Raw genomic sequence first — 20577 nt, forward strand, 5'->3', positions numbered from 1 at the left:
ATAAAAATTATAAGTATTAGTAGATGAATTTGTTGATTGATTTTAATTTGACTGCAAAAGCAGAAAAATACTTTCTACCCGTAAAATGGGTCGCCTATTGACTGGCAAAAATCTCTTATGTTTTAGGTTTAAAATGCGTAAAAATATACAGCTAAAAATAACGGAATATATAAAACACACCCAACACCAGCAGCAATGCGCATTTTGTTTTTACCCATGAGCTCTGTTGCATAAGCTAATTTAGGTGACCAAAAAATTGCAAAAATAGACCACAAGACACCAATTATTAACCACACTTGCCAAAACATTGGATTTAAATAAATCTGATCGTTTATATAACCATAAAAAGCAAATAATCCAATCGACATGAAAATTGCATTCGCAGACTCTTCTATTTTGACACTTAACTTACTATCGTCTGAGCCTTTAATATAGCCAAGAACCTTAAATGGAAATGGTAAAACTAAAATAACAACAAGTAACCAAAATGATATTTGCCAGAACATGACGATTAATTCTCTTTAAACCTAACGTTTTAGTATTTATGCGTTGTGCTGTTTGCATGGCATAAACCACTTGTTGGACTTGGCCGATGCCGAGTCCAGATTAATTGGTACGCTTTATGCTGTAGGAATTTGCTTTTTTGATGCTGGCTCTGGGCTGCAGAGCCGTTTTGAACTGATTATTTGGCTTGAATTGTACATGTTTCATTGAAATTCCCTTGTCATTGTGGTGTTCCATCACATCTTTTTTAAGTTTAGCTGATTCAATGAGGATAATATACTCGATTGAGCCAGCATTTGGCTCCGCGCATCGGCTTAGTTCAACAGCATATTAGCTGGGTTCCCGATAAATATCCTAAGAAGTTCACCAAAATCAACATCAAGCACCGATTGCCAATAATGTCAGCCAACAGTACAAAAAAGCACATCTCAGCGTAACCGCTTTGAGTTAATTGTCGCCTATTAACGATGACAGTAACGAGACTAACAGACACGTACATATCAGTTGCCAGAAGCTTAAGCATCAGTTTCACATGACAGATAAAACAGTCTCAAGATGACATTTTATCGCTAATCATCTCAAAAATAGCTGCAACTGTAATGATTACATGTAAAACCTTTTATTTTTAAAAACAAAAAAATAAACTTCATACCATCAATTATTAACCATTAAAAACATAGAGTTATACTTTAAGTGCTGATTTAGATCTTGTTTAGCAACATCAGCTTTATGTGATGCTGGTCAAATAAATGCTTGATAGTTAGAGCTCTAATCATTAGTATCGTTATCAATTAAGCGTACAATTAACAAACCTTAAGACCAATGATCCCCTATATAGCAAGACCTGTATTGAAAAACGACAGACAACAACAGCTGATTAATGCCACGTTAGTATCTGTCGAACACCATAGATTACCAAACACCACACGTAATCGCATTAGCGGATTGACGGCAATGTTATCAGGGATAGTCAACCACTATTTCGGTAGCAAACAAGGGATAATCCAAGCCAGCCAAAAATTTGTTTCAGATAAATTGATGCAAGCATTACTGACAACAACGTCATGCAAAAACGTCCCCCTTGTAACAAGGCTTTCAAAGAGTGTGGCAGCTAACCTTACCGAGATACAAGGTTCAAATACCACGACTAAAAATTACGTAAACTTCTGGTCTCAGGCGATAAACGCCTCTAGGCTAGCAAGCTTGCACAATATTAATAGTCAGCAGTTATACGCCCATCGGTTTTTTTCAGTTAACCCATCATGGCCAACATTAGCTGCCGTCAATGCGACTAAGCAAATCGCCGTCATTGCTGGTTTTTGGTTGTCCCGTTCGCTCAACATCAAGCCTTTTACATCATCTGGTGTTATCGATTCTAAAGCGGCTATAGCGAGGCCAGATTGGCAGTATCACCACCTACTTGCGGTAATGCACTATGATGGTAAAAATGCTTTTCTCAGGCATGGTTTCCAAGCACATATTGGCCACAATAAGCCCAAAAACTGTCCGACTGCGACAGTAGTATCAAATGATACTCAGGCTGCGCCTCAAATCCAGTTCAATTATTTATCACACCAAAACCACATTGAAGGCTTTAGCGCGCAGGTGCACTTAATCCGTGAATTTGTCAATCAAATGAGTGTAGATCAATACCGTTGTGAACCCATTCAAGCTAACTTATCAGCTCAAACGAATGAAGAGATTGAACGTTTTGTCACAAGCGCGGTTGAACGAGCTGACCAGCCGACTTGCTCGTGCAAAATGAGCGAAGATAACATGATGATTGTCCATTCAGAAACCAAAGTTCATGGCATTAATCGCTTACATGTCGTTGATCTGTCTATTTCCCCGACAATCCCTAATGGCCATTTGAGCTCACCGACCATCATGGTCGCCGAGCAAGGCGCCGAATTTGTTTTAGGTGCACAACCACAGCCCCCGCCACAGTTTGGCCAACGTTACCGTTGCCAACCCATCACAACGATTACAAGCGCTTAAATGATCGCTTAACTAACCACAAATTAGTCTATGGGTATCAATAATACACATCGACAATGGGTCGATGGCCAACCGATGTTTTTATAAATGGCCAATGTAGCCAAGTTCAATCTATCAGGGTTTAACTATCGTCTTCACGATACTTAAGGCTTGAGGGCATATTCGCCTTTAAAAATTGTTCTATGGTATGAGAAAAAGACAACAAGGAGCCCACATTTTGTTTATAAATACTATTTACCCAGGAGTTAAGTAATGACTACCTGGTTATCAATAGGCATTTTATTTACTTTTTCCGCTATAGCATTTGTGATTTATCGTTGGGGTAACATGCGGTGCATTGGTGTCACACCCGTGCATAAATTTACCTTTATTGCCATTTTGTTCACCTCGGGACTTGATGTTGGCTTAATCATGTTTCCATTAACCGAATTTGCCGGTTATGCTGATTTAGCCGCCAGTCCTGAATATGGATTTAGCAATCCATTGGCAATTGAGTTTGGTTTTTGGTCCTATTTAATTTGGGCTTTTTACTTTTTAACCAGTTTCTACTTCTGTGTTATTGAACCAAGAGTACAGTTTTTTAAAATTCCGCTGATTAAATTTATTAATAACCTAGTAATTATTGGTACGTGTGCCTTTACCGCTTATTTATTATTGACCAATTTACCCTGGTATTTACCGCAATTAGGTGATGGTGAAAGCATTGTCAGTAGCTTTTACCTTATCGTGTTTATGGTGATTGCCGCCGCAGTGTATTCAAGCACCAGTATTCGCTATGTACGTTATCTCAGTTTAGCCAGTACTTGGTTATTCTTTGGTTTAATCGCCCTGATGTGGTCTGGTGCATTTTTAGCAGACGACTCAAGTGTGGGTGAATTCTTTACTACCTTTGCATTAATCGGTAATTACTTTAGCAATATCAATCGTTTTGTTTTACCCATCAATGATTACCATGAGTTTTACCTATTATGGTGGTTTGCGTGGAGCATTATGATTGGTCAATTTACCGCCCGTTTTGTCGGCGGCATGAAAACCTATCAAGTTTTGTTCGCCATGATGGTGTTCCCTTCTATTCCAATCGCAATTTGGTTCACCGTACTGTACTACTACAGCGCAAACGGCATTGATACATCAGGTTTCTATAATCTGGCCATGGTGATCGTTGGCATCACGTTTGTGATTAATTCACTCGATTCGCTAGTGCGTTTATACACAGACAACTTAAATATAACGGTTGAACGTTTTGGTAAAGTCCCTTATATGATCGGGAATGTGGTATTGCTGAGTGGTTTAACCTTGTTGTTTAAACTTGAATTTCTTCAAATACAATGGGTTGGCGCGTTATCTATTGGCCTGATCTTAGGTTGCTTTGGTTTTATCTTAATATCGCATTACCACAACGTGGGTAAAATTGAACACTCTCCAAAAGAAAATAAAATTGATTTCACTAAATTTGCATTAGCAAACTAAACCAATATTTATGTTCTAAGGAATAGTAATGAACAGGACAATAAAAAAGTTTGCCCTATTGATCTTATTTGCTCTACCAACTTCAGTCACTGCAGGAGAGTTAAGCGCCACGATTAATGCAACGTCTGACTATACCTTTAATGGTGTTAGCTAAACGGATAATGACCCGGCATTACAAGCCAGCCTAGACCATGCAGCAAATGACGCTTGGTACTTGGGTGCTTGGGCATCTAATGTTGACTTTGGTAGTGCTGATAACACTTAGTTAGAACTTGATTTTTATGCAGGTAAGTATGCTGAGTTAACTGATAAACTCTCTGTCGATGCGGGTATCGCATATTACACTTACCCTGGTGATAATGCCTCTGATGAGTATGACTACCCAGAGATATACACCAATTTACGATTACCTAAGGAGGCGCAAAATATTGATTTGTATTAATTGATATTTTGGCCAAATGAAGCCAAATCGAAGAAACATAATACTCGGTACACATGCACCTGAGACCGTCGAAAACAGGGACGTTTTCGCAGATCCCCCATGGATGGGTTTACGGCGGATCTTAGGTGTATGTGTACTTAAGGTCACTCTTTCACATCCATGTGATTGCGACATTCCGTTCATCCTGAACATTCCTGCGGCAGGCAATTGATAACATTGAATTAACGCTCTAAAGCAAACTACCAAACATGAAATAGGGTCTGCATTACTCGGACGAAAGTCCAACGACCCGTAAACTTTGGCGCATTAATCAGTTACCTGCCTAGCTGAGAAAGGTCAGATTTAACGATGAAATGAGTAACGCCACTTGTTCGGCTTGGTACAGATAAAAGTAACAATGTTAACCTGGATGAATCAGAGTGATAAAACGGATAATATCTGCCGGCGACTAAAGCCGGATAAAGTACGGTATCGCCACCAAGATAACCCCCATTATCAGTAAGCTGGTGACACTGGCAACAAAATACGGAAACACACATAACGCCATTCCAATACATAAGGGAACAATCGCTCTTTGACGTTTTCCATAGACAAAATACCCCATGCCAATGGCGCCAAATAGCACACTCCACATGATCATTGCTGCACTGCCCATCTGTTTGCCTCTTATCTATTGCCTAGCTATTGCCTACCTATAATGAATAGATTGGCTAATTTGTTGGATTATTTTGAGCTTTGGATTTGATCCAGTCAATCAGCTAGTCAGATCTTAATGTTAATAGGCTTCCAACTAATGCAAATAATGCAATTAATGCAATTAATGCAATTAATGCAATTAATGCACTAAGGCCCATCCGCCTTTTACTATAAGACTCCAGCGTCTAAGAACCCTAATGTCATCACAAACAAGCTTGGTAAACTGACCGCGATTCAAATCAACATCAAGCACTGATTGCCAATAATGCTAGCCAACAGTACAAAAAAGCACACCTCAGCGTAACCGCTTTGGGTTAATTGTCGCCTATTAACGATGACAGTAACGAGACTAACAGACATGTACAGATCAATCGCCAGAAGCTTAATCATCAGTTTTACATGACAGATAAAACAGTTTCAAGATGACATTTTATCGCTAATCATCTCAAAAATAGCTGCAACTGTAATGATTACATGTAAAACCTTTTTATTTTTAACAACAAAATATCAACTTCATATTATCAACTATTAATCATTAAAAACGTAGACTTAAACTTTAAATGCTGATTTAAATCTTGTTTAGCAACATCTGTTTTATGATCTAGATCAAATAAACGCTTGATACTTAGAGCTCTAATCATTAGTATACTTATTAATTGAGCGTTCAATTAACAATTGTTAATACGGATAACGGACCCATTTTATGTCAAGACCTATAATGAAAAACGTCAGACAACAACAGCTGATAGATGCCACGTTAATGTCTGTCGAACAACATGGGTTACAGAACACGACGATTAATACTATTAGTGGATTAGCCGGAATGTCATCTGGGATCATCAGCCACTATTTTGGTGGAAAACAAGGGTTAATAGAAGCCACGCTAAAATTTCTGTTAGATGAATTGAAGCAAGCATTACTGGCCAGAACATCAGGCAAAACGTTAACCCCGATAGATCGGCTTTCAATGATTGTGGAAGCTAACTTTACTGAATTACAACGTTCAGGCGGCGCGACAAAAACATGGTTAAGCTTCTGGTCCCAAGCGATGCACGATCCTGGACTCGCAAGGTTACAAAACATTAATAGTCAGCGGTTATACAGCAATCTGCTTTTTTCGTATAAACAACTGTTACCTAACATTGAAGCGGTCAATGCCGCTAAGCAAACTGCGGCAGTGATTGATGGTTTTTGGTTACGCAGTGCGCTGAGTGCCACCCCAATTGAAGATTTTAAACAAGCCCAAATTTTATCTAAAGCCTTTATAAAGGCTCTGATCGTGCACAACGGAGTAAATTGATGTCATCTAGAGTTATTTATCAAAATTATATTCATGGAAAATACCAGTCAAATGGCACTGGTGAAACATTTGAAGTAACAAATCCTGCTACAGGGGAAGTCAGCTATTTAGTTGAGGTGGCAACTGAGTCTGTGCAACAAGCCGCCATAGACAGCGCTAAAGTCGGTTTTGCGATTTGGTCGGCAATGGCCCCAATTGAACGTAGCCGCATTTTACTAAAAGCCGTTGCCCTACTTCGTGAACAAAATGATGAACTTGCCGCAGGTGAAGTACTCGATACTGGTAAACCATGGCAAGAAGCCTCAGTAGTCGATGTCGTTACTGGTGCCGACTCTATCGAGTTCTTTGCAGGTCTCGCCCCCAGTATTGAAGGTAATCAGCAACCTGTCGGCGCAGATTTTTATTACACTCGCCGTGAGCCATTAGGCATTTGTGCCGGTATTGGCGCATGGAACTACCCACTACAGATAGCTTGTTGGAAAGCCGCCCCTGCACTTGCTTGCGGTAATGTGATGATTTTTAAGCCTTCAGAAGAAACCCCTCGCGGCGCAATGCGTTTAGCTGAAATCTTCACTCAAGCTGGCGTGCCGGATGGCGTATTTAACGTTGTTCAAGGTGACGGTAGCGTCGGTGAATGGCTAACCACGAGTAAAGATATCGCTAAAGTATCTTTTACTGGCGAAGTGGGAACCGGTAAAAAGGTCATGGCAGCCGCCGCTGGCTCACTAAAATACGTGACCATGGAGCTGGGCGGTAAGTCGCCATTGATTATCTTTAACGATGCCGACGTTGAAAATGCAGTATCAGCTGCGATGTTAGCTAATTTTTATACTCAAGGCGAAGTCTGTACTAATGGTACTCGAGTCTTTGTGCAGCAAGATATTTATCCGCAATTTATTCAACGCTTAAAAGAACGTACTGAGCAGAACATTATTTGCGGCGATCCAATGGACCCTAACACTAATTTCGGGGCATTGATCTCACGCGACCATCAACAAAAAGTACTTGACTACATTGATATCGGTAAAAAAGAAGGTGCTACCTTATTAACCGGTGGAACAGCATTACAGCCTGACAATGCCCCTAATGGTTTCTTTGTTGCCCCGACTATCTTTACTGATTGTACCGATAACATGACCTTGTCTAAAGAAGAAGTGTTTGGGCCGGTAATGTCGGTATTAACCTTTACTGATGAAGACGAAGTGATCCGTCGAGCTAATAGCACTCATTTAGGTTTAGCGGCTGGCGTGTTTACTCAAGACATAACCCGTGCTCACAGAGTGATCCACCAAATCCAAGCAGGCATTTGTTGGATTAATGCCTATGGCGCCTCCCCTGCAGAAATGCCTGTTGGTGGTTATAAAATGTCGGGGGTTGGCCGTGAAAATGGCGCTGAAACATTAAAGGCATACACCCAAATCAAAGCTGTTTACGTGGGTATGCAGTCACTTGAAAGCCCATTTTAAGGAGTGACTAAACTAATGACTCATCAATATGATTATATTATTGTCGGCGCCGGTAGCGCAGGTTGTGTATTGGCTAACCGCTTAACTGAGAACCCAGACAATAAAGTATTAATTCTTGAAACCGGTGGTAGTGACAAGAGCATTTTTATTCAAATGCCAACGGCGCTATCTATCCCAATGAATACTAAAAAGTATGCCTGGCAGTTTGAAACCGAAGCCGAACCGTATTTAGATAATCGTCGCATGCATTGCCCTCGCGGCAAAGTATTAGGCGGTTCATCATCGATTAATGGCATGGTTTACGTGCGTGGTCATGCTCGCGATTTTGACGAGTGGCAACAAAAAGGTGCAAAAGACTGGGATTATGCTCATTGCCTACCTTACTTTAAAAAAGCCGAAACATGGTCTTTTGGTGGTAATGAATATCGTGGTGATAAAGGCCCATTAGCGGTTAATAACGGCAATGAAATGAAAAACCCTTTATATCAAGCTTTTGTTGATGCAGGTGTCGATGCCGGCTATTTAGCAACCGATGATTACAATGCCAGTCAGCAAGAAGGTTTTGGTCCAATGCACATGACGGTTAAAAACGGCGTGCGTTGGTCTACGGCAAATGCCTACCTTCGCCCTGCAATGAAACGCCCTAATTTAACCGTGGTAACTCATGCTTTAGTGCACAAGGTTATCATGCAAGGTAAAACAGCTATCGGCGTTCGTTACGAGTGTAAAGGTCAGTTGATTGATATTAACTGCAATAAAGAAGTGGTGTTATCGGCCGGTTCAATTGGGTCGCCACATATTTTGCAGTTATCGGGTATTGGCGACGCCAGCACATTAGCTAGCGCAGGCATTGAGCAAGTACATCAATTACCCGGTGTTGGCCAGAATCTGCAGGATCACTTAGAGTTTTACTTTCAATTTAAGTGCTTAAAACCCATTTCGCTTAATGGCAAAATTGATCCATTAAACAAACTGTTTATTGGTGCTCGTTGGATTTTAGATAAGTCAGGTTTAGGCGCAACTAACCATTTTGAATCTTGTGGCTTTATCCGTTCAAAAGCTGGCTTAGAGTGGCCAGATTTACAGTATCACTTCTTACCTGCTGCAATGCGCTATGACGGTAAAGAAGCTTTTGCGGGCCATGGTTTCCAAGTTCACATTGGTCACAATAAACCCAAAAGCCGTGGGACTGTCACTGTGGCATCAAATGATCCCAAGGTTGCTCCACAAATTCAGTTCAATTATTTATCACACCAAGATGATATTGAAGCTTTTAGAGCTTGTGTTCGCTTAACCCGTGAAATCATCAATCAACCAGGTTTAGATGAGTATCGTGGTGAAGAAATCCAACCAAGCTTAGCGGTGCAAACCGATGAAGAAATTGATCGTTTTGTTAGAAGCTCAGTAGAAAGCGCATATCACCCTTCTTGCACATGCAAAATGGGCGAAGATGATATGGCTGTTGTCGATTCAGAAACTAAAGTTCACGGTATTAATGGTTTACGAGTGGTTGACTCGTCAATTTTTCCGACCATTCCTAATGGTAATTTGAACTCGCCGACCATCATGGTCGCCGAGCGCGCTGCCGATATTATTTTAGGTAACGAGCCGCTCGCGCCAAGTTTGTCAAACGTGACCATTGCCAAACAGTGGCAAACATCACAACGATTACAAGCCCCCAAACGTCAAGTTGATTAACACTAATTAGTCGATGTGTATTCATTAATACACATCGACAACGGGTTGATGGCCAACCTACATTTTTGTAAATGGCCTATTTAGCTAAGTTCAATCTATCAGGGTTTAACTATCGTCAACACGATACTTAAGGCTTGAGGGTTTTTGCCTTTAAAAATTGTTCTATGGCATAAGAAAACATACAACAAGGAGCCAACATTATGTTCGCACACACCCTTTATTCAGGAGTCAAATAATGACTACCTGGTTATCAATAGGTATTTTATTTACGTTTATCGCTATCGCATTTGTGATTTATCGTTGGGGTAACATGCAGTGCGTTGGCGTCACACCAGTGCGTAAGTTTACTTTTATTGCCATTTTGTTCACATCTGGACTTGATGTGGGTTTAATCATGTTTCCGTTAACTGAATTTGCCGGATATGCAGATTTAGCCGCCAGTCCTGAATATGGATTTAGTAATCCGTTAGCGATTGAGTTTGGTTTTTGGGCCTGCTTAATTTGGGCATTTTATTTTCTAACGTGCTTCTACTTCTGTGTTATTGAACCAAGAGTAAAGTATTTTGAAATTCCATTAATTAAATTTATTAATAACATTGTCATTATTGGCACTTGTGCCTTTACCGCTTACTTATTATTAACCAACTTACCCTGGTATTTGCCGCAATTAGGGGATGGTGAAACGATTGTTGGCAGCTTCTACTTAATAGTATTGATGGTCATTGCCGCCGCAGTGTATTCAAGCACCAGTATTCGCTATGTTCGTTATCTCAGTTTAGGCAGTACATGGTTGTTCCTAGGTTTGATTGCCATTATGTGGTGTGGTGCATTTTTATCAGACGACTCAAGTGTGGGTGAGTTCTTTACCACATTTGCATTACTCGGTGACTACTTCGGTAATATCCATAACTTTGTGCTACCGATAAACGATTACCATGAATTTTACCTGTTCTGGTGGTTTGCGTGGAGCATTATGATTGGTCAATTTACCGCACGTTTTGTTGGTGGAATGAAAACTTATCAAGTGTTAATCGCTATGATGGTGTTCCCTTCAATTCCAATTGCCATTTGGTTCACGGTACTTTACTACTACAGCGCAAACGGCATTGACACGTCAGGTTTCTATAATCTTGCGATGGTGATTGTTGGCGTAACGTTTGTGATTAACTCACTCGATTCACTGGTACGTTTATACACTGACAACTTAAACCTAACGGTTGAACGTTTTGGTAAAATACCTTATATCGTCGGTAATGTTGTCGTACTGAGTGGTTTAACCTTGCTATTTAAATTGGATTTCCTACAAATTCAGTTGGTCGGCGCACTGGCTATTGGCTTGATATTAAGTTGTTTCGTATACATATTAAAATCACACTACCGTAATGTGGGAGATATTGAACGCTCTCCAAAAGAAAATAAAATCGATTTCACTAAAATCGAATTAGCAGACTAAACAAATAATAATAATCCAAGGAATAATGATGAATACGACAATAAAAAAGTTAGCTCTATTAAGCTTATTTGCTATACCAACTACTGTTATGGCTGGTGAGTTAAGTACCACGGTTAATGCAACGTCTGACTATACCTTTAATGGTGTTAGCCAAACGGATAATGACCCTGCATTACAAGCTAGCTTAGATTATGCTGCCAATGACGGTTGGTACGTTGGTGCATGGGCATCAAACGTCGACTTTGGCAGTGCTGATGACACTTGGTTAGAACTTGATTTTTATGCAGGTAATTATGTTGAGTTAACTGACCGAGTCTCTGTTGATGCAGGTATCGCATATTACACTTACCATGGTGATAATGCCTCTGATGAATATTACTACCCTGAGATATACACCAAATTTGGTTACGGCTCATCGCTTGGTCATACTGAATTGAACTTTTGGTATTCATGGGATTACTTTGGTGTTGATGCTGACCATTACATCATGATGGTCGCACATACCTTTACCATTGCAGAAGGTCATGACATTCGTGTAAGCGTTGACCGCTCTACGTCGCAAGACGAAGATAAGTGGGCATGGGATGGTGACAAGTCTTACAACCATTACCGTGCAGAATACATGACTAGCTGGGAAGGTTTTGACTTCAATGTTGCTGCTGAAGATACCAGCATGAACAATGATGTAAGCGATTCTCGTGTAGTATTATCTGTATCACGAACTTTCACGCTATAAACTGTTATAATCAATAATAGCAAAACAGAATAATGTCTTTGACATTATTCTGTTTTTTAATATTGAGCATGAGTAATAAGCAAAATTCTTCTCTCGTGCGGGGTCAATTATGAAGAGGAGAATAAGGGGATTATGGAAAAATACGAGCAGCTGTTAATTTCATTACGCCGGGTGATCAGAGCCATTGACATACACTCGCGCCAATTAAATAAACTATCCGGTCTAACTGGACCGCAATTAATGGTAATACAAAAAGTTGATCAGCTTGAGGCGCCACTGGCTAAAAAAATTGCCCAAGAGATTAATTTAAGTGCAGCCACAGTGACGACCATTATTGACCGACTCGAAAAGCGTGGATTTGTAATTAGAACGCGCAGTGAAACTGACAAGCGTAAAGTTCACTTATCATTAAGTGAAGCAGGTAAAACACTGTTAAACAGTGCACCTAAACCATTGCAAGAACATTTTATTATGCGCTATCAGAATCTTGAAGAATGGGAACAAAGCCAATTATTGTCTGCAGTCGAACGTATTGCGACAATGATGGATGCCAATGATATTGATGCGGCGCCTGTATTGTACGTCGGCCAAATTCAAGTAGAAGATCAACCTCAATAAGTTCCCCCTTTCTTATCTATAGCGCGAGAACCATCTTGCGTTATAGGTATTGCAGCTGGCTAGCGTTTAATCTTAATATTTACCCCTTCGGTTGTCATGTGTTGTCATCTTTTTGAAAGCCATACTGTTTCAACGTCTGCAGTGCAAATCATAGTAAATATCAGCCTAACACCAAATGCTCGATTAAAGCGAGATGGTCGGCACCATAGTCTAGAGAGAACTAAGAAAAGTGAATGGCTAATTTCGTGCATCGATCTATGCAGATATATCAACACTCAGCATTAGCCACATATTAGCCACAGAAAGACTCAAGCGCACAAACATTGATATTATTACTACCCAGAATATAAAAGACGTGACGACTTTAACGTTTCAATAAGCTTGCGACTAAAATTGTTACTCACTTTTTCATAAAACCGATTAGCCAAATACGCTAAATAACTTAACGTTCAAATCACCATCATCAGTATCTCATACTCGCTATTTACACTTTGGTTACAAGGCGCGTTGGGCTAGAAGTCTCATCAAAATTAACCAATATAAAATTGATGATGTAGGATCGGCTCATTTATCCTTTCTGCTTTACACGCTAATCAGTTAGAAAAATTGCACGATTAAAGCCTTTAAAGTCAAACTGGAGTCGTTTAGTATGAGATGAGTATGTATTCCTTTGTGCTTATAACAACATGGGAGTGGTAATTGAAAAAAGTCAATATTATCCATGTGTTATAGAGAAGCTAGTGAGTCAACTTTTTTTACTGGTTGTGCTTTGGGGTATATTGGTAAATTTTAAAATTACATTTTGGAGAGAATCAATGTTAACTGTTATGAGAGCCCCATCTCGATATGTTCAAGGTGCTAACGCTATTTTGGAACTGGAAAAACACGTTTCCTCGATAGGCACAAAGTTCTATGTTGTAGCCGATGAGTTTGTCATGAATATGACCAAGGAAAAAATAGAACAGGCCTTTGGTGGTGATACTTCAAAATTGGTATTTGAAGAATTTAATGGCCAAAGTTCCATGACAGAAATTCGTCGTATCGAAGAATTACTTAAGATGAGCGGTTGTGATGCCATTATTGGGATAGGTGGAGGTAGAACATTTGATACCGTTAAGGCGGTTGGTCATTTTTCTAAAGTCTCAGTAATTATTGTACCAACCATAGCAGCAACTGATGCGCCATGTACTGCATTATCTGTTATTTATAATGATGAAGGAGAATTTAGCGAATATCTTTTCTATCCTAAAAATCCTGATGTTGTTCTGGTCGATTCTACCATTATCGCAAAAGCACCCGTACGTTTTCTAGTAGCAGGAATGGGCGATGCGTTAGGAACCTATTTTGAGGCCAGAACTTGCTTAAATACAAAATCTGCCAACCTTGTTGCTGGTGCGGTATCTCAAGCCGGTTTTGCACTGTCTAAATTGTGTTATGAAATATTGCGTGATTATGGCTTAAAAGCCAAACTTGCCGTCGAAAATGACGCAGTAACACCTGCGGTTGAAAAAGTGTTGGAAGCCTGTACTTATCTCAGTGGTGTCGGCGCTGAAAACGGTGGTTTAGCTACGGCTCATTCTATCTATAATGGTTTCACTATTCTTAAGCAGTGTGAAAAGACCATGCATGGTGAAATCGTGGCATTTGGCACATTGGTTCAATTGATCCTTGAAGATCAGCCAATGGAAGAAATTGAAAATGTGATCGATTTCTGTTTAACCGTCGGTTTACCCATTACGTTAAATCAGATTGGTTTAACAGATTACACCAGTGAAGAGTTGATGCGTGTTGCCCAAGCGGCTTGTAAGGAAGGAGAAACGATCCACAACACCCAAGGCGGTGTGACCGTTACTGAAGTTTACAATGCTATTGTGACTGCCAATGCGATGGGTGAAGAGTATCTGCAATTAGCTTAATTTTATAAGGTAACTCCCCATCATTATAAACCGGCCGAGATGTTAATCTTTTAATGTTAGGTCCAAATTCCAAACATAAAAAGCCCCAACTCATGTTGAGGCTTTTTTTTACCACTTTCTATTACTAGAGATTATAATGGTACCCGAGGCCGGACTATTCTTGATAACAAAGAGTGGCACGCCTGATGCTTAACAAGAGTGAGATGGATGTTCATCTTTATTCTTTACAACTAAATTCAAGATGTAAAAAAGCCCCAACTAATGTTGAGGCTTTTTTACACCATACTTACGTATGTAAATGATGGTACCCGAGGCCGGACTTGAACCGGCACGCTTATTCAGCGAGGGATTTTAAATCCCTTGTGTCTACCGATTCCACCACTCGGGCAAAGTGTTGTTTTAACCGTTACTAAAAGTAACCATTAAACGCAATATTGTGGAGGCGCAACCCGGAGTCGAACCGAGATAGGCGGATTTGCAATCCGCAGCATAGCCATTCTGCCATCGCGCCATGCTTTAACCAATTTCATCTCTATCGGATGAGAAAGAAATTGGAGCGACATATCGGGTTCGAACCGATGACCTATACCTTGGCAAGGTATCGCTCTACCAACTGAGCTAATGTCGCATATCTAACGCTTTAACGTTTCATTAATACTGCAGAAAAGGTATCGGCTTTCAACCTGTATCAACTGAACTAATGTCACATTTGTAACTCTTTAACGCTTAACAGCTAGAGAACGTTTCCCCTGACTGCGGAATGGCATTCTACCGTTTTAGCCCTGATAGTCAATCAATAAAAACAGATTTATTGCCACAAAATGACCGTTTGGTGCATAAAACAGCAGTATGATTAAATATATTACAAGGCGCATAAAAAAGCATCTCCAAAGAGATGCTTTATCATTAACTTTACGGGTAAGTACTCAATAAACAGACATATTAAGTATAAAGACTTTACTGATCGTCCCCATCACCTAAGGTTGATATTTATAACGTATTAATTTTTTGGTAATGACAATGTGGTTAAACCAAGCATTTTTTGCATAACACCAACAACTTGGCAGCTATAGCCAAACTCGTTGTCATACCAAACGTATAAAATAGCGCGCTTACCTTCAGCAATCGTCGCTTGAGAGTCAACCACACCCGCATAACGTGAACCAACTAAATCGCTAGATACAATTTCAGTTGACTCAGTAAAATCAATTTGATTCTGAAGTCCAGACTGTAATGCCACATCTTTTAAGTATTCATTCAGCTCATCACGATTAGTTTCAGATTGTAGATTAACACTGATGATAGCCATAGATACGTTAGGTGTTGGTACACGGATCGCGTTACCGGTTAACTTACCTGCTAATACAGGCAATGCTTTGGCAACGGCTTTAGCTGCACCCGTTTCAGTAATAACCATATTCAATGGTGCGCTGCGACCACGACGGTCAGCACTGTGGTAGTTATCGATCAGATTTTGATCGTTAGTATAAGAATGAATGGTTTCTACGTGGCCATTCTCAATACCGTATTTATCATTGACCGCTTTTAACACTGGAGTAATGGCGTTAGTGGTACAGCTTGCCGCCGATACAATGGTGTCTTCATCGAGAATATCATTTTCATTAACACCGAATACGATATTTTTAATCGCACCTTTAGCGGGTGCCGTTAACAATACTTTGGTCGCACCAGGGCTTTTAAGGTGTAAACCTAAACCGGCTTCATCTTTCCAAATACCGGTGTTATCCACGACTAAAGCATCGTTAATGCCGTACTGAGTGTAATCAACCTGGTCTGGAGAATTAGCGTAAATGATCTGAATGTAAGTACCGTTGGCAATGAGCGCGTTGTTTTCTTCATCCACTTCAACAGACCCATTAAACGGTCCATGTACTGAATCACGACGTAATAGACTAGCACGTTTTTCTAAATCGCTCTTTTTCCCACCCCGTAAAACAATGGCACGCAGACGCAATTTATTGCTCTTACCTGTACGTTCAATTAACAACCGGGCTAATAAACGGCCGATACGACCAAAACCGTAAAGAACAACATCACGAGGAGGGGTATCATCACCATGATTAACCGCTTCTGACAATTCGTGAGCCATATAAGCTTCAATACCGCTCGCATCCTTGTTATCACGCCAATAATTAATGGCTAATTTACCGATATCCACTCTGCAATGCTTGATGGCTAATTTGCTTAGTGCTACAACAAATGGGAAACTTTCACGAAGACGTAACTTTTCACCGACATGACGACGTACTAAACGGTGTGACTTAATGATTTCGATGGTTGATGCGTTTAGTAATGGTTTACCATATACCATTACTTCAATGCCTTGGTTACGATACAATTTTCCAAGCAACGGTTGCATTGCTTCTGCCATTTCGAAACGTTCTTGCCAGCTTTGTAAATGTTTATCTGCACTCATGTAGGGATCCTTTATCTCACTTTTCTATTATTTTCAGAAAGGTTTGAGTAACAATAAGAAAAGACCAATAATTTAGTATATTGTATGGGGACTACCCCTGTTGGTCGCCGACATTGTAATAAAATATACGCTATTTCGCTAGTAACAAATTTTCGGTAAATGTGTAATTTTATTAGACAATTCAGCTCTTGGAGACGTTTTTGAACCATAATTTTGTATTAATTACATCATTTACAGTTATTGGGGCATTTTTTGGTCTTTATGGCTGTGATAATGACCGTAATAGCGACCAAATTTGTAAAAATAATCCTGAACTTTGTAGCGATTTACACGAAGATAGTTGGTGTCGCTTTGAAAAAGCCGACTTAATCCGTCATCGATACGCGTTAAAACAAAGTTCATCGCCCACTGGTAAGCAACTGTATCAACAGCTCGTCCATCTAGAAGATTATAGTAAATGCATCGAATTGGCCGCTGGAGTGCAACATAAACTTAATACCTACCGTACTCGTGATCGCGAGCAAGCATTTGCGGTAAGCACCCAAACACTCGCTGAACTGCAAGAATTTACCCGCACTAATAATAATGTGCATTTAGCTTTTTATCGTTGGATGCGTTTCAACGACCAAGCCGGATTCACCATTGTAGAAGAAACCTATAAGCAAGGTAACCTCGTCGACAATGAAATTATTACTCAACTAGCCGCCTATTATGTGCGGGTCTCCCCTCGCGACGCTAAATCACTTTATTTGCATTTGTTATCCACATCAGAGCCAGCCAATGTCGATCCTGATTGGTTTTTAGCATTAGCCTCAATTTACCGCCAACAACAGGATAGTGAAAAAGAGTATCTGTTGACCAGAGCCAATTTGTTAATGAGCGAAAACCTTGCCGATGAGGAACAAGTATTAGCCATCATTAATGGTGATCATAAGCGCGCATTAGTTTTAGACCGCCAAGCAGTTGAATTAGTATCAACGGTAATGAGCAATAAATTTGCCAATAGTCACAGTGAAACATTATTGAGATAAACGACGATTTTACTGTTTATGTCAGCTTTTGTAGCAATAACTATTTATGTAAACTTACAAAAATGTGGTTAATTTATCTTCAAAACGGGCTAAATGTAAAAATAATACGACAATTACATCCTTTATTCGGCATATTTGGGTGATTTAACTTGATTATTATAGCCAGTTTGGTAATTTTACAACTAGGCGATCCACATGCCACCAAATTATTTTAACTTGAGGGATATGAGATGACTATCCGTGTAGCAATTAACGGCTATGGCCGTATCGGTAGAAATGTTTTACGTGCACTGTACGAAAGCGACAAAGATTACCCAATCGAAATCGTAGCATTGAATGATTTAGGTGATGCGTCAATTAATGCCCACTTAACTAAGTATGATACTGTACACGGTCGTTTCAACGCTAAAGTTGATCATGACGATGAAGCTATCTACGTCAATGGCGACAAAATCTTAACTTTCCAAGAACGTGACCCATCAAAGTTACCTTGGGCTGAGTTAAAAATTGATGTTGTTTTTGAATGTACTGGTATCTTTACTTCTAAAGAATCTGTGCAACCACACCTTACTGCAGGCGCAAAGAAAGTTATTATTTCTGCTCCAGGTAAGAATGTAGATGCAACCATCGTTTATGGTGTGAATAACGACATATTAACCTCAGACATGACAGTGATTTCAGGTGCATCATGTACGACTAACTGTTTAGCGCCTATGGCTAAGCCGTTAAATGATGAAATTGGTATTGAGTCAGGTCTAATGACCACAATCCATTCATACACTAACGATCAACGTTTATCTGACGTGTACCACACAGATTTACGCCGTGCTCGCGCTGCGGCAATGTCGATGATCCCAACTAAAACCGGTGCAGCTGCTGCAGTAGGCTTAGTGGTTCCTGAGCTTCAAGGCAAATTTGACGGATTAGCGGTACGTGTACCAACGATTAATGTGTCTTTAGTTGATTTAACCTTCTTAGCGTCTCGCGACACCACTATTGAAGAAGTTAACGCCATCATCACTCGTGCTTCACTGCAGTCTCCTATGTCTGAAGTGTTAGCGATTAATGAAGAACCATTAGTGTCTATCGACTTTAACCATAATCCTTTCTCTTCTAATTTCGACGCAACACAAACACGTGTTAACGGTCGTTTAGTGAAAGTGATGTCATGGTACGACAACGAGTGGGGTTTCAGTAACCGCATGTTAGACAACGCTGTTGCACTAATGAACGCTAAGTAATCTACCTTGTAGAGTCGCTTGTTGGATTTGGTTTAGCTTAAGAGCCTCGCATTTATTGCGGGGCTTTTTGTTGGCTGTTGGGTAAGCCGTGTACCCTTTGTGTGTGTGCTGGTGCTGGTGCTGGCAGGATTTTAGCTTCAACGTTACTGAAGTAGGTAACAAAAATGAATGTATCCATTAATGTCTAAAATGCCATCGCGATTATGTGGTGATGAAATTATAATCGTTACAACAAATTGCCACATAATTGAATCATGGTTATTCGAAGCACAAAATCGAGTCAAAAATTTGTTAGCTCTTGGTAATTATTATTAATTTAAAAAACAATACCTCTGACTATAACCTCAGCTGAACAATATTTTAATATCAGATATTTGTTGTTACTAAGCATTGGTATTATTTTAGATAACTCGATTCTGCTAAATAAAAAGCCGACTTGATGTCGGCTTTCATTTTTCTGTTCACACTAAACTTTGCGCTTAGGCGTTGCCCTTCACTTTCATATTCAATTCTTTGGCAAAATCGAGCATGCGGGTGAGTGGGATGAGTGCTTTGATGCGCAGTTCATCGCTAACAAAGATTTCATGGTCAGTTTTGTCGGTATCAACCAATGACGCTTCGATAGCGGGTAAACCGTTCATGGCCATCCACGGGCAATGAGCGCAGCTCTTGCAGGTCGCGCCGTTACCACCGGTTGGAGCCTCGAGTAAGGTTTTACCTGGCGCCGCTTGCTGCATTTTATAAAAAATACCGCGGTCTGTGGCAACAATAAAAGTGTCATTAGGCATTGTTTGCGCAGCGTTAATGAGCTGGCTGGTAGAGCCAACGGCATCGGCAAGTTCAATCACACTGGCAGGTGATTCTGGATGAACAAGAACGGCTGCTGTTGGATGTTGCTTTTTAAGCTGGCGTAAGGCTTTGGCTTGAAACTCATCATGCACAATACAATCGCCCTGCCATAACAGCATGTCAGCGCCAGTTTGCTTATTGATGTAAGCGCCTAAGTGACGGTCTGGTGCCCAGATGATTTTTTTATCTTGGCTGTCTAAGTGCTCAACAATTTCAAGTGCAATACTTGAGGTTACCACCCAATCTGCACGGGCTTTTACTGCGGCAGAGGTGTTGGCGTATACCACCACGGTATGATCAGGGTGCGCATCGCAAAACTCACTAAAGAGTTCTATCGGACAACCTAAATCTAATGAACAGGTTGCTTCTAACGTTGGCATTAAAATGGTTTTTTCTGGGCTTAAAATTTTTGCGGTTTCGCCCATAAACTTCACCCCTGCGACAATTAATGTCTTTGCTGGGTGATCACGACCAAAGCGTGCCATTTCTAGAGAATCAGATACGCAGCCGCCGGTTTCTTCTGCTAAGGCTTGAATTTCAGGGTCGGTATAGTAATGGGCCACTAACACCGCATCTTTTTCAATCAGTAACTGCTTAATGTGTGCTTTATATTGTGCTTTTTCAGCGTCAGACAACACGGCAGGTTTAGGTGGAAACGGATACTCAATAGTTTCAATTTTAGGTGCCGACAAACTCATACAGGTTCCAAACGATTGACATTG

16 protein-coding genes, 3 tRNA genes and 1 pseudogene are annotated in these 20577 nt (G+C 40.3%); 12 read left to right on the top strand and 8 right to left on the bottom strand.

All coding sequences use genetic code 11. The features are described from left to right. Positions 1-128 precede the first annotated feature (128 nt). A complete protein-coding gene (locus tag EGC80_RS22485) occupies positions 129-506 on the bottom strand; it encodes a hypothetical protein (RefSeq protein ID WP_164839483.1) in 378 nt (125 codons plus the stop codon). An 847-nt stretch (positions 507-1353) separates the two neighbouring features. Here EGC80_RS22485 and EGC80_RS16625 point away from each other — a divergent pair. From EGC80_RS16625 to EGC80_RS16635, 3 genes and pseudogenes are all read left to right on the top strand, one after another. Further along, positions 1354-2502: a GMC oxidoreductase gene (locus EGC80_RS16625; RefSeq protein ID WP_233768530.1), complete on the top strand. Its 1149-nt coding sequence runs from the start codon at positions 1354-1356 to the stop codon at positions 2500-2502. 252 nt (positions 2503-2754) lie between these two features. Continuing rightward, complete coding sequence (locus EGC80_RS16630; protein WP_124011472.1) at positions 2755-3972, top strand: BCCT family transporter; 1218 nt, start codon at positions 2755-2757, stop codon at positions 3970-3972. A 28-nt stretch (positions 3973-4000) separates the two neighbouring features. Continuing rightward, a pseudogene (locus tag EGC80_RS16635) lies at positions 4001-4375 on the top strand (TorF family putative porin); the annotation flags it as partial. Between the two features lie 487 nt (positions 4376-4862). Here the strand turns inward: EGC80_RS16635 and EGC80_RS16640 are convergent. Continuing rightward, a complete protein-coding gene (locus EGC80_RS16640; protein ID WP_124011473.1) occupies positions 4863-5069 on the bottom strand; it encodes a hypothetical protein in 207 nt (68 codons plus the stop codon). Positions 5070-5813: 744 nt separating this feature from the next. Between EGC80_RS16640 and betI the strand changes: the two genes are divergently transcribed. The 7 genes from betI to EGC80_RS16675 all read left to right on the top strand — a co-directional run bounded on the left by betI (position 5814) and on the right by EGC80_RS16675 (position 14297). Beyond that, a complete protein-coding gene (betI, locus tag EGC80_RS16645; protein ID WP_101031630.1) occupies positions 5814-6410 on the top strand; it encodes a transcriptional regulator BetI in 597 nt (198 codons plus the stop codon). Further along, positions 6410-7876 carry a betaine-aldehyde dehydrogenase gene (gene betB, locus EGC80_RS16650; RefSeq protein WP_124011474.1) on the top strand — a complete coding sequence of 489 codons (1467 nt, stop codon included), beginning with the start codon at positions 6410-6412 and terminating at the stop codon, positions 7874-7876. Before betI ends, betB begins: the two co-directional genes overlap by 1 nt. A 15-nt stretch (positions 7877-7891) precedes the next feature. Then, positions 7892-9574, top strand: a complete 1683-nt coding sequence (gene betA / locus EGC80_RS16655; protein ID WP_124011475.1) for a choline dehydrogenase — start codon at positions 7892-7894, stop codon at positions 9572-9574. Positions 9575-9809: 235 nt separating this feature from the next. Then, positions 9810-11027: a BCCT family transporter gene (locus tag EGC80_RS16660; RefSeq protein ID WP_101031636.1), complete on the top strand. Its 1218-nt coding sequence runs from the start codon at positions 9810-9812 to the stop codon at positions 11025-11027. A 28-nt stretch (positions 11028-11055) separates the two neighbouring features. Continuing rightward, positions 11056-11763 (top strand): TorF family putative porin, encoded by a 708-nt coding sequence (locus tag EGC80_RS16665; protein WP_101031638.1) that lies wholly within the window; start codon positions 11056-11058, stop codon positions 11761-11763. 132 nt (positions 11764-11895) lie between these two features. Continuing rightward, a complete protein-coding gene (locus tag EGC80_RS16670; RefSeq protein ID WP_101031639.1) occupies positions 11896-12381 on the top strand; it encodes a MarR family winged helix-turn-helix transcriptional regulator in 486 nt (161 codons plus the stop codon). Between the two features lie 815 nt (positions 12382-13196). Further along, complete coding sequence (locus tag EGC80_RS16675; protein WP_101031641.1) at positions 13197-14297, top strand: glycerol dehydrogenase; 1101 nt, start codon at positions 13197-13199, stop codon at positions 14295-14297. Between the two features lie 302 nt (positions 14298-14599). On the opposite strand, the gene EGC80_RS16680 is transcribed toward EGC80_RS16675, so the two are convergent. The 4 genes from EGC80_RS16680 to EGC80_RS16695 form a co-directional block, all read right to left on the bottom strand. Continuing rightward, a tRNA-Leu gene (locus tag EGC80_RS16680) sits at positions 14600-14685 on the bottom strand. Between the two features lie 49 nt (positions 14686-14734). Beyond that, a tRNA-Cys gene (locus EGC80_RS16685) sits at positions 14735-14808 on the bottom strand. 41 nt (positions 14809-14849) lie between these two features. After that, positions 14850-14925: transfer RNA gene (locus EGC80_RS16690), tRNA-Gly, on the bottom strand. Between the two features lie 372 nt (positions 14926-15297). Continuing rightward, complete coding sequence (locus tag EGC80_RS16695) at positions 15298-16734, bottom strand: glyceraldehyde-3-phosphate dehydrogenase (RefSeq protein ID WP_101031643.1); 1437 nt, start codon at positions 16732-16734, stop codon at positions 15298-15300. A 200-nt stretch (positions 16735-16934) separates the two neighbouring features. Between EGC80_RS16695 and EGC80_RS16700 the strand changes: the two genes are divergently transcribed. Both EGC80_RS16700 and gap read left to right on the top strand, forming a co-directional pair. Further along, complete coding sequence (locus tag EGC80_RS16700; RefSeq protein WP_124011476.1) at positions 16935-17765, top strand: DUF2989 domain-containing protein; 831 nt, start codon at positions 16935-16937, stop codon at positions 17763-17765. Positions 17766-17995: 230 nt separating this feature from the next. Continuing rightward, entirely contained in the window at positions 17996-19006 is a 1011-nt protein-coding gene (gene gap / locus EGC80_RS16705) for a type I glyceraldehyde-3-phosphate dehydrogenase (protein ID WP_101031647.1), read from the top strand. A gap of 52 nt (positions 19007-19058) precedes the next feature. On the opposite strand, the gene EGC80_RS22845 is transcribed toward gap, so the two are convergent. After that, positions 19059-19184 (bottom strand): hypothetical protein, encoded by a 126-nt coding sequence (locus tag EGC80_RS22845; RefSeq protein ID WP_267898625.1) that lies wholly within the window; start codon positions 19182-19184, stop codon positions 19059-19061. Between the two features lie 301 nt (positions 19185-19485). After that, the gene (gene nadA, locus EGC80_RS16710; RefSeq protein ID WP_101031649.1) at positions 19486-20553 is read right to left on the bottom strand and encodes a quinolinate synthase NadA; all 1068 of its coding nucleotides are present in this window, start codon (positions 20551-20553) and stop codon (positions 19486-19488) included. Positions 20554-20577: the final 24 nt, after the last annotated feature.

The organism is Shewanella psychromarinicola (assembly GCF_003855155.1).
GTDB lineage: Bacteria > Pseudomonadota > Gammaproteobacteria > Enterobacterales > Shewanellaceae > Shewanella > Shewanella psychromarinicola.

Coding starts and splice junctions, on each gene's coding strand:
- EGC80_RS16630 (WP_124011472.1), top strand. CDS start 2,755: ATGACTACCTGGTTATCAATAGGCATTTTATTTACTTTTTCCGCTATA.
- EGC80_RS16660 (WP_101031636.1), top strand. CDS start 9,810: ATGACTACCTGGTTATCAATAGGTATTTTATTTACGTTTATCGCTATC.
- EGC80_RS16640 (WP_124011473.1), bottom strand. CDS start 5,069: ATGGGCAGTGCAGCAATGATCATGTGGAGTGTGCTATTTGGCGCCATT.
- EGC80_RS16675 (WP_101031641.1), top strand. CDS start 13,197: ATGTTAACTGTTATGAGAGCCCCATCTCGATATGTTCAAGGTGCTAAC.
- EGC80_RS16670 (WP_101031639.1), top strand. CDS start 11,896: ATGGAAAAATACGAGCAGCTGTTAATTTCATTACGCCGGGTGATCAGA.
- betA (WP_124011475.1), top strand. CDS start 7,892: ATGACTCATCAATATGATTATATTATTGTCGGCGCCGGTAGCGCAGGT.
- betB (WP_124011474.1), top strand. CDS start 6,410: ATGTCATCTAGAGTTATTTATCAAAATTATATTCATGGAAAATACCAG.
- EGC80_RS16665 (WP_101031638.1), top strand. CDS start 11,056: ATGAATACGACAATAAAAAAGTTAGCTCTATTAAGCTTATTTGCTATA.
- nadA (WP_101031649.1), bottom strand. CDS start 20,553: ATGAGTTTGTCGGCACCTAAAATTGAAACTATTGAGTATCCGTTTCCA.
- EGC80_RS22845 (WP_267898625.1), bottom strand. CDS start 19,184: ATGGATACATTCATTTTTGTTACCTACTTCAGTAACGTTGAAGCTAAA.
- betI (WP_101031630.1), top strand. CDS start 5,814: ATGTCAAGACCTATAATGAAAAACGTCAGACAACAACAGCTGATAGAT.
- EGC80_RS16695 (WP_101031643.1), bottom strand. CDS start 16,734: ATGAGTGCAGATAAACATTTACAAAGCTGGCAAGAACGTTTCGAAATG.
- EGC80_RS22485 (WP_164839483.1), bottom strand. CDS start 506: ATGTTCTGGCAAATATCATTTTGGTTACTTGTTGTTATTTTAGTTTTA.
- gap (WP_101031647.1), top strand. CDS start 17,996: ATGACTATCCGTGTAGCAATTAACGGCTATGGCCGTATCGGTAGAAAT.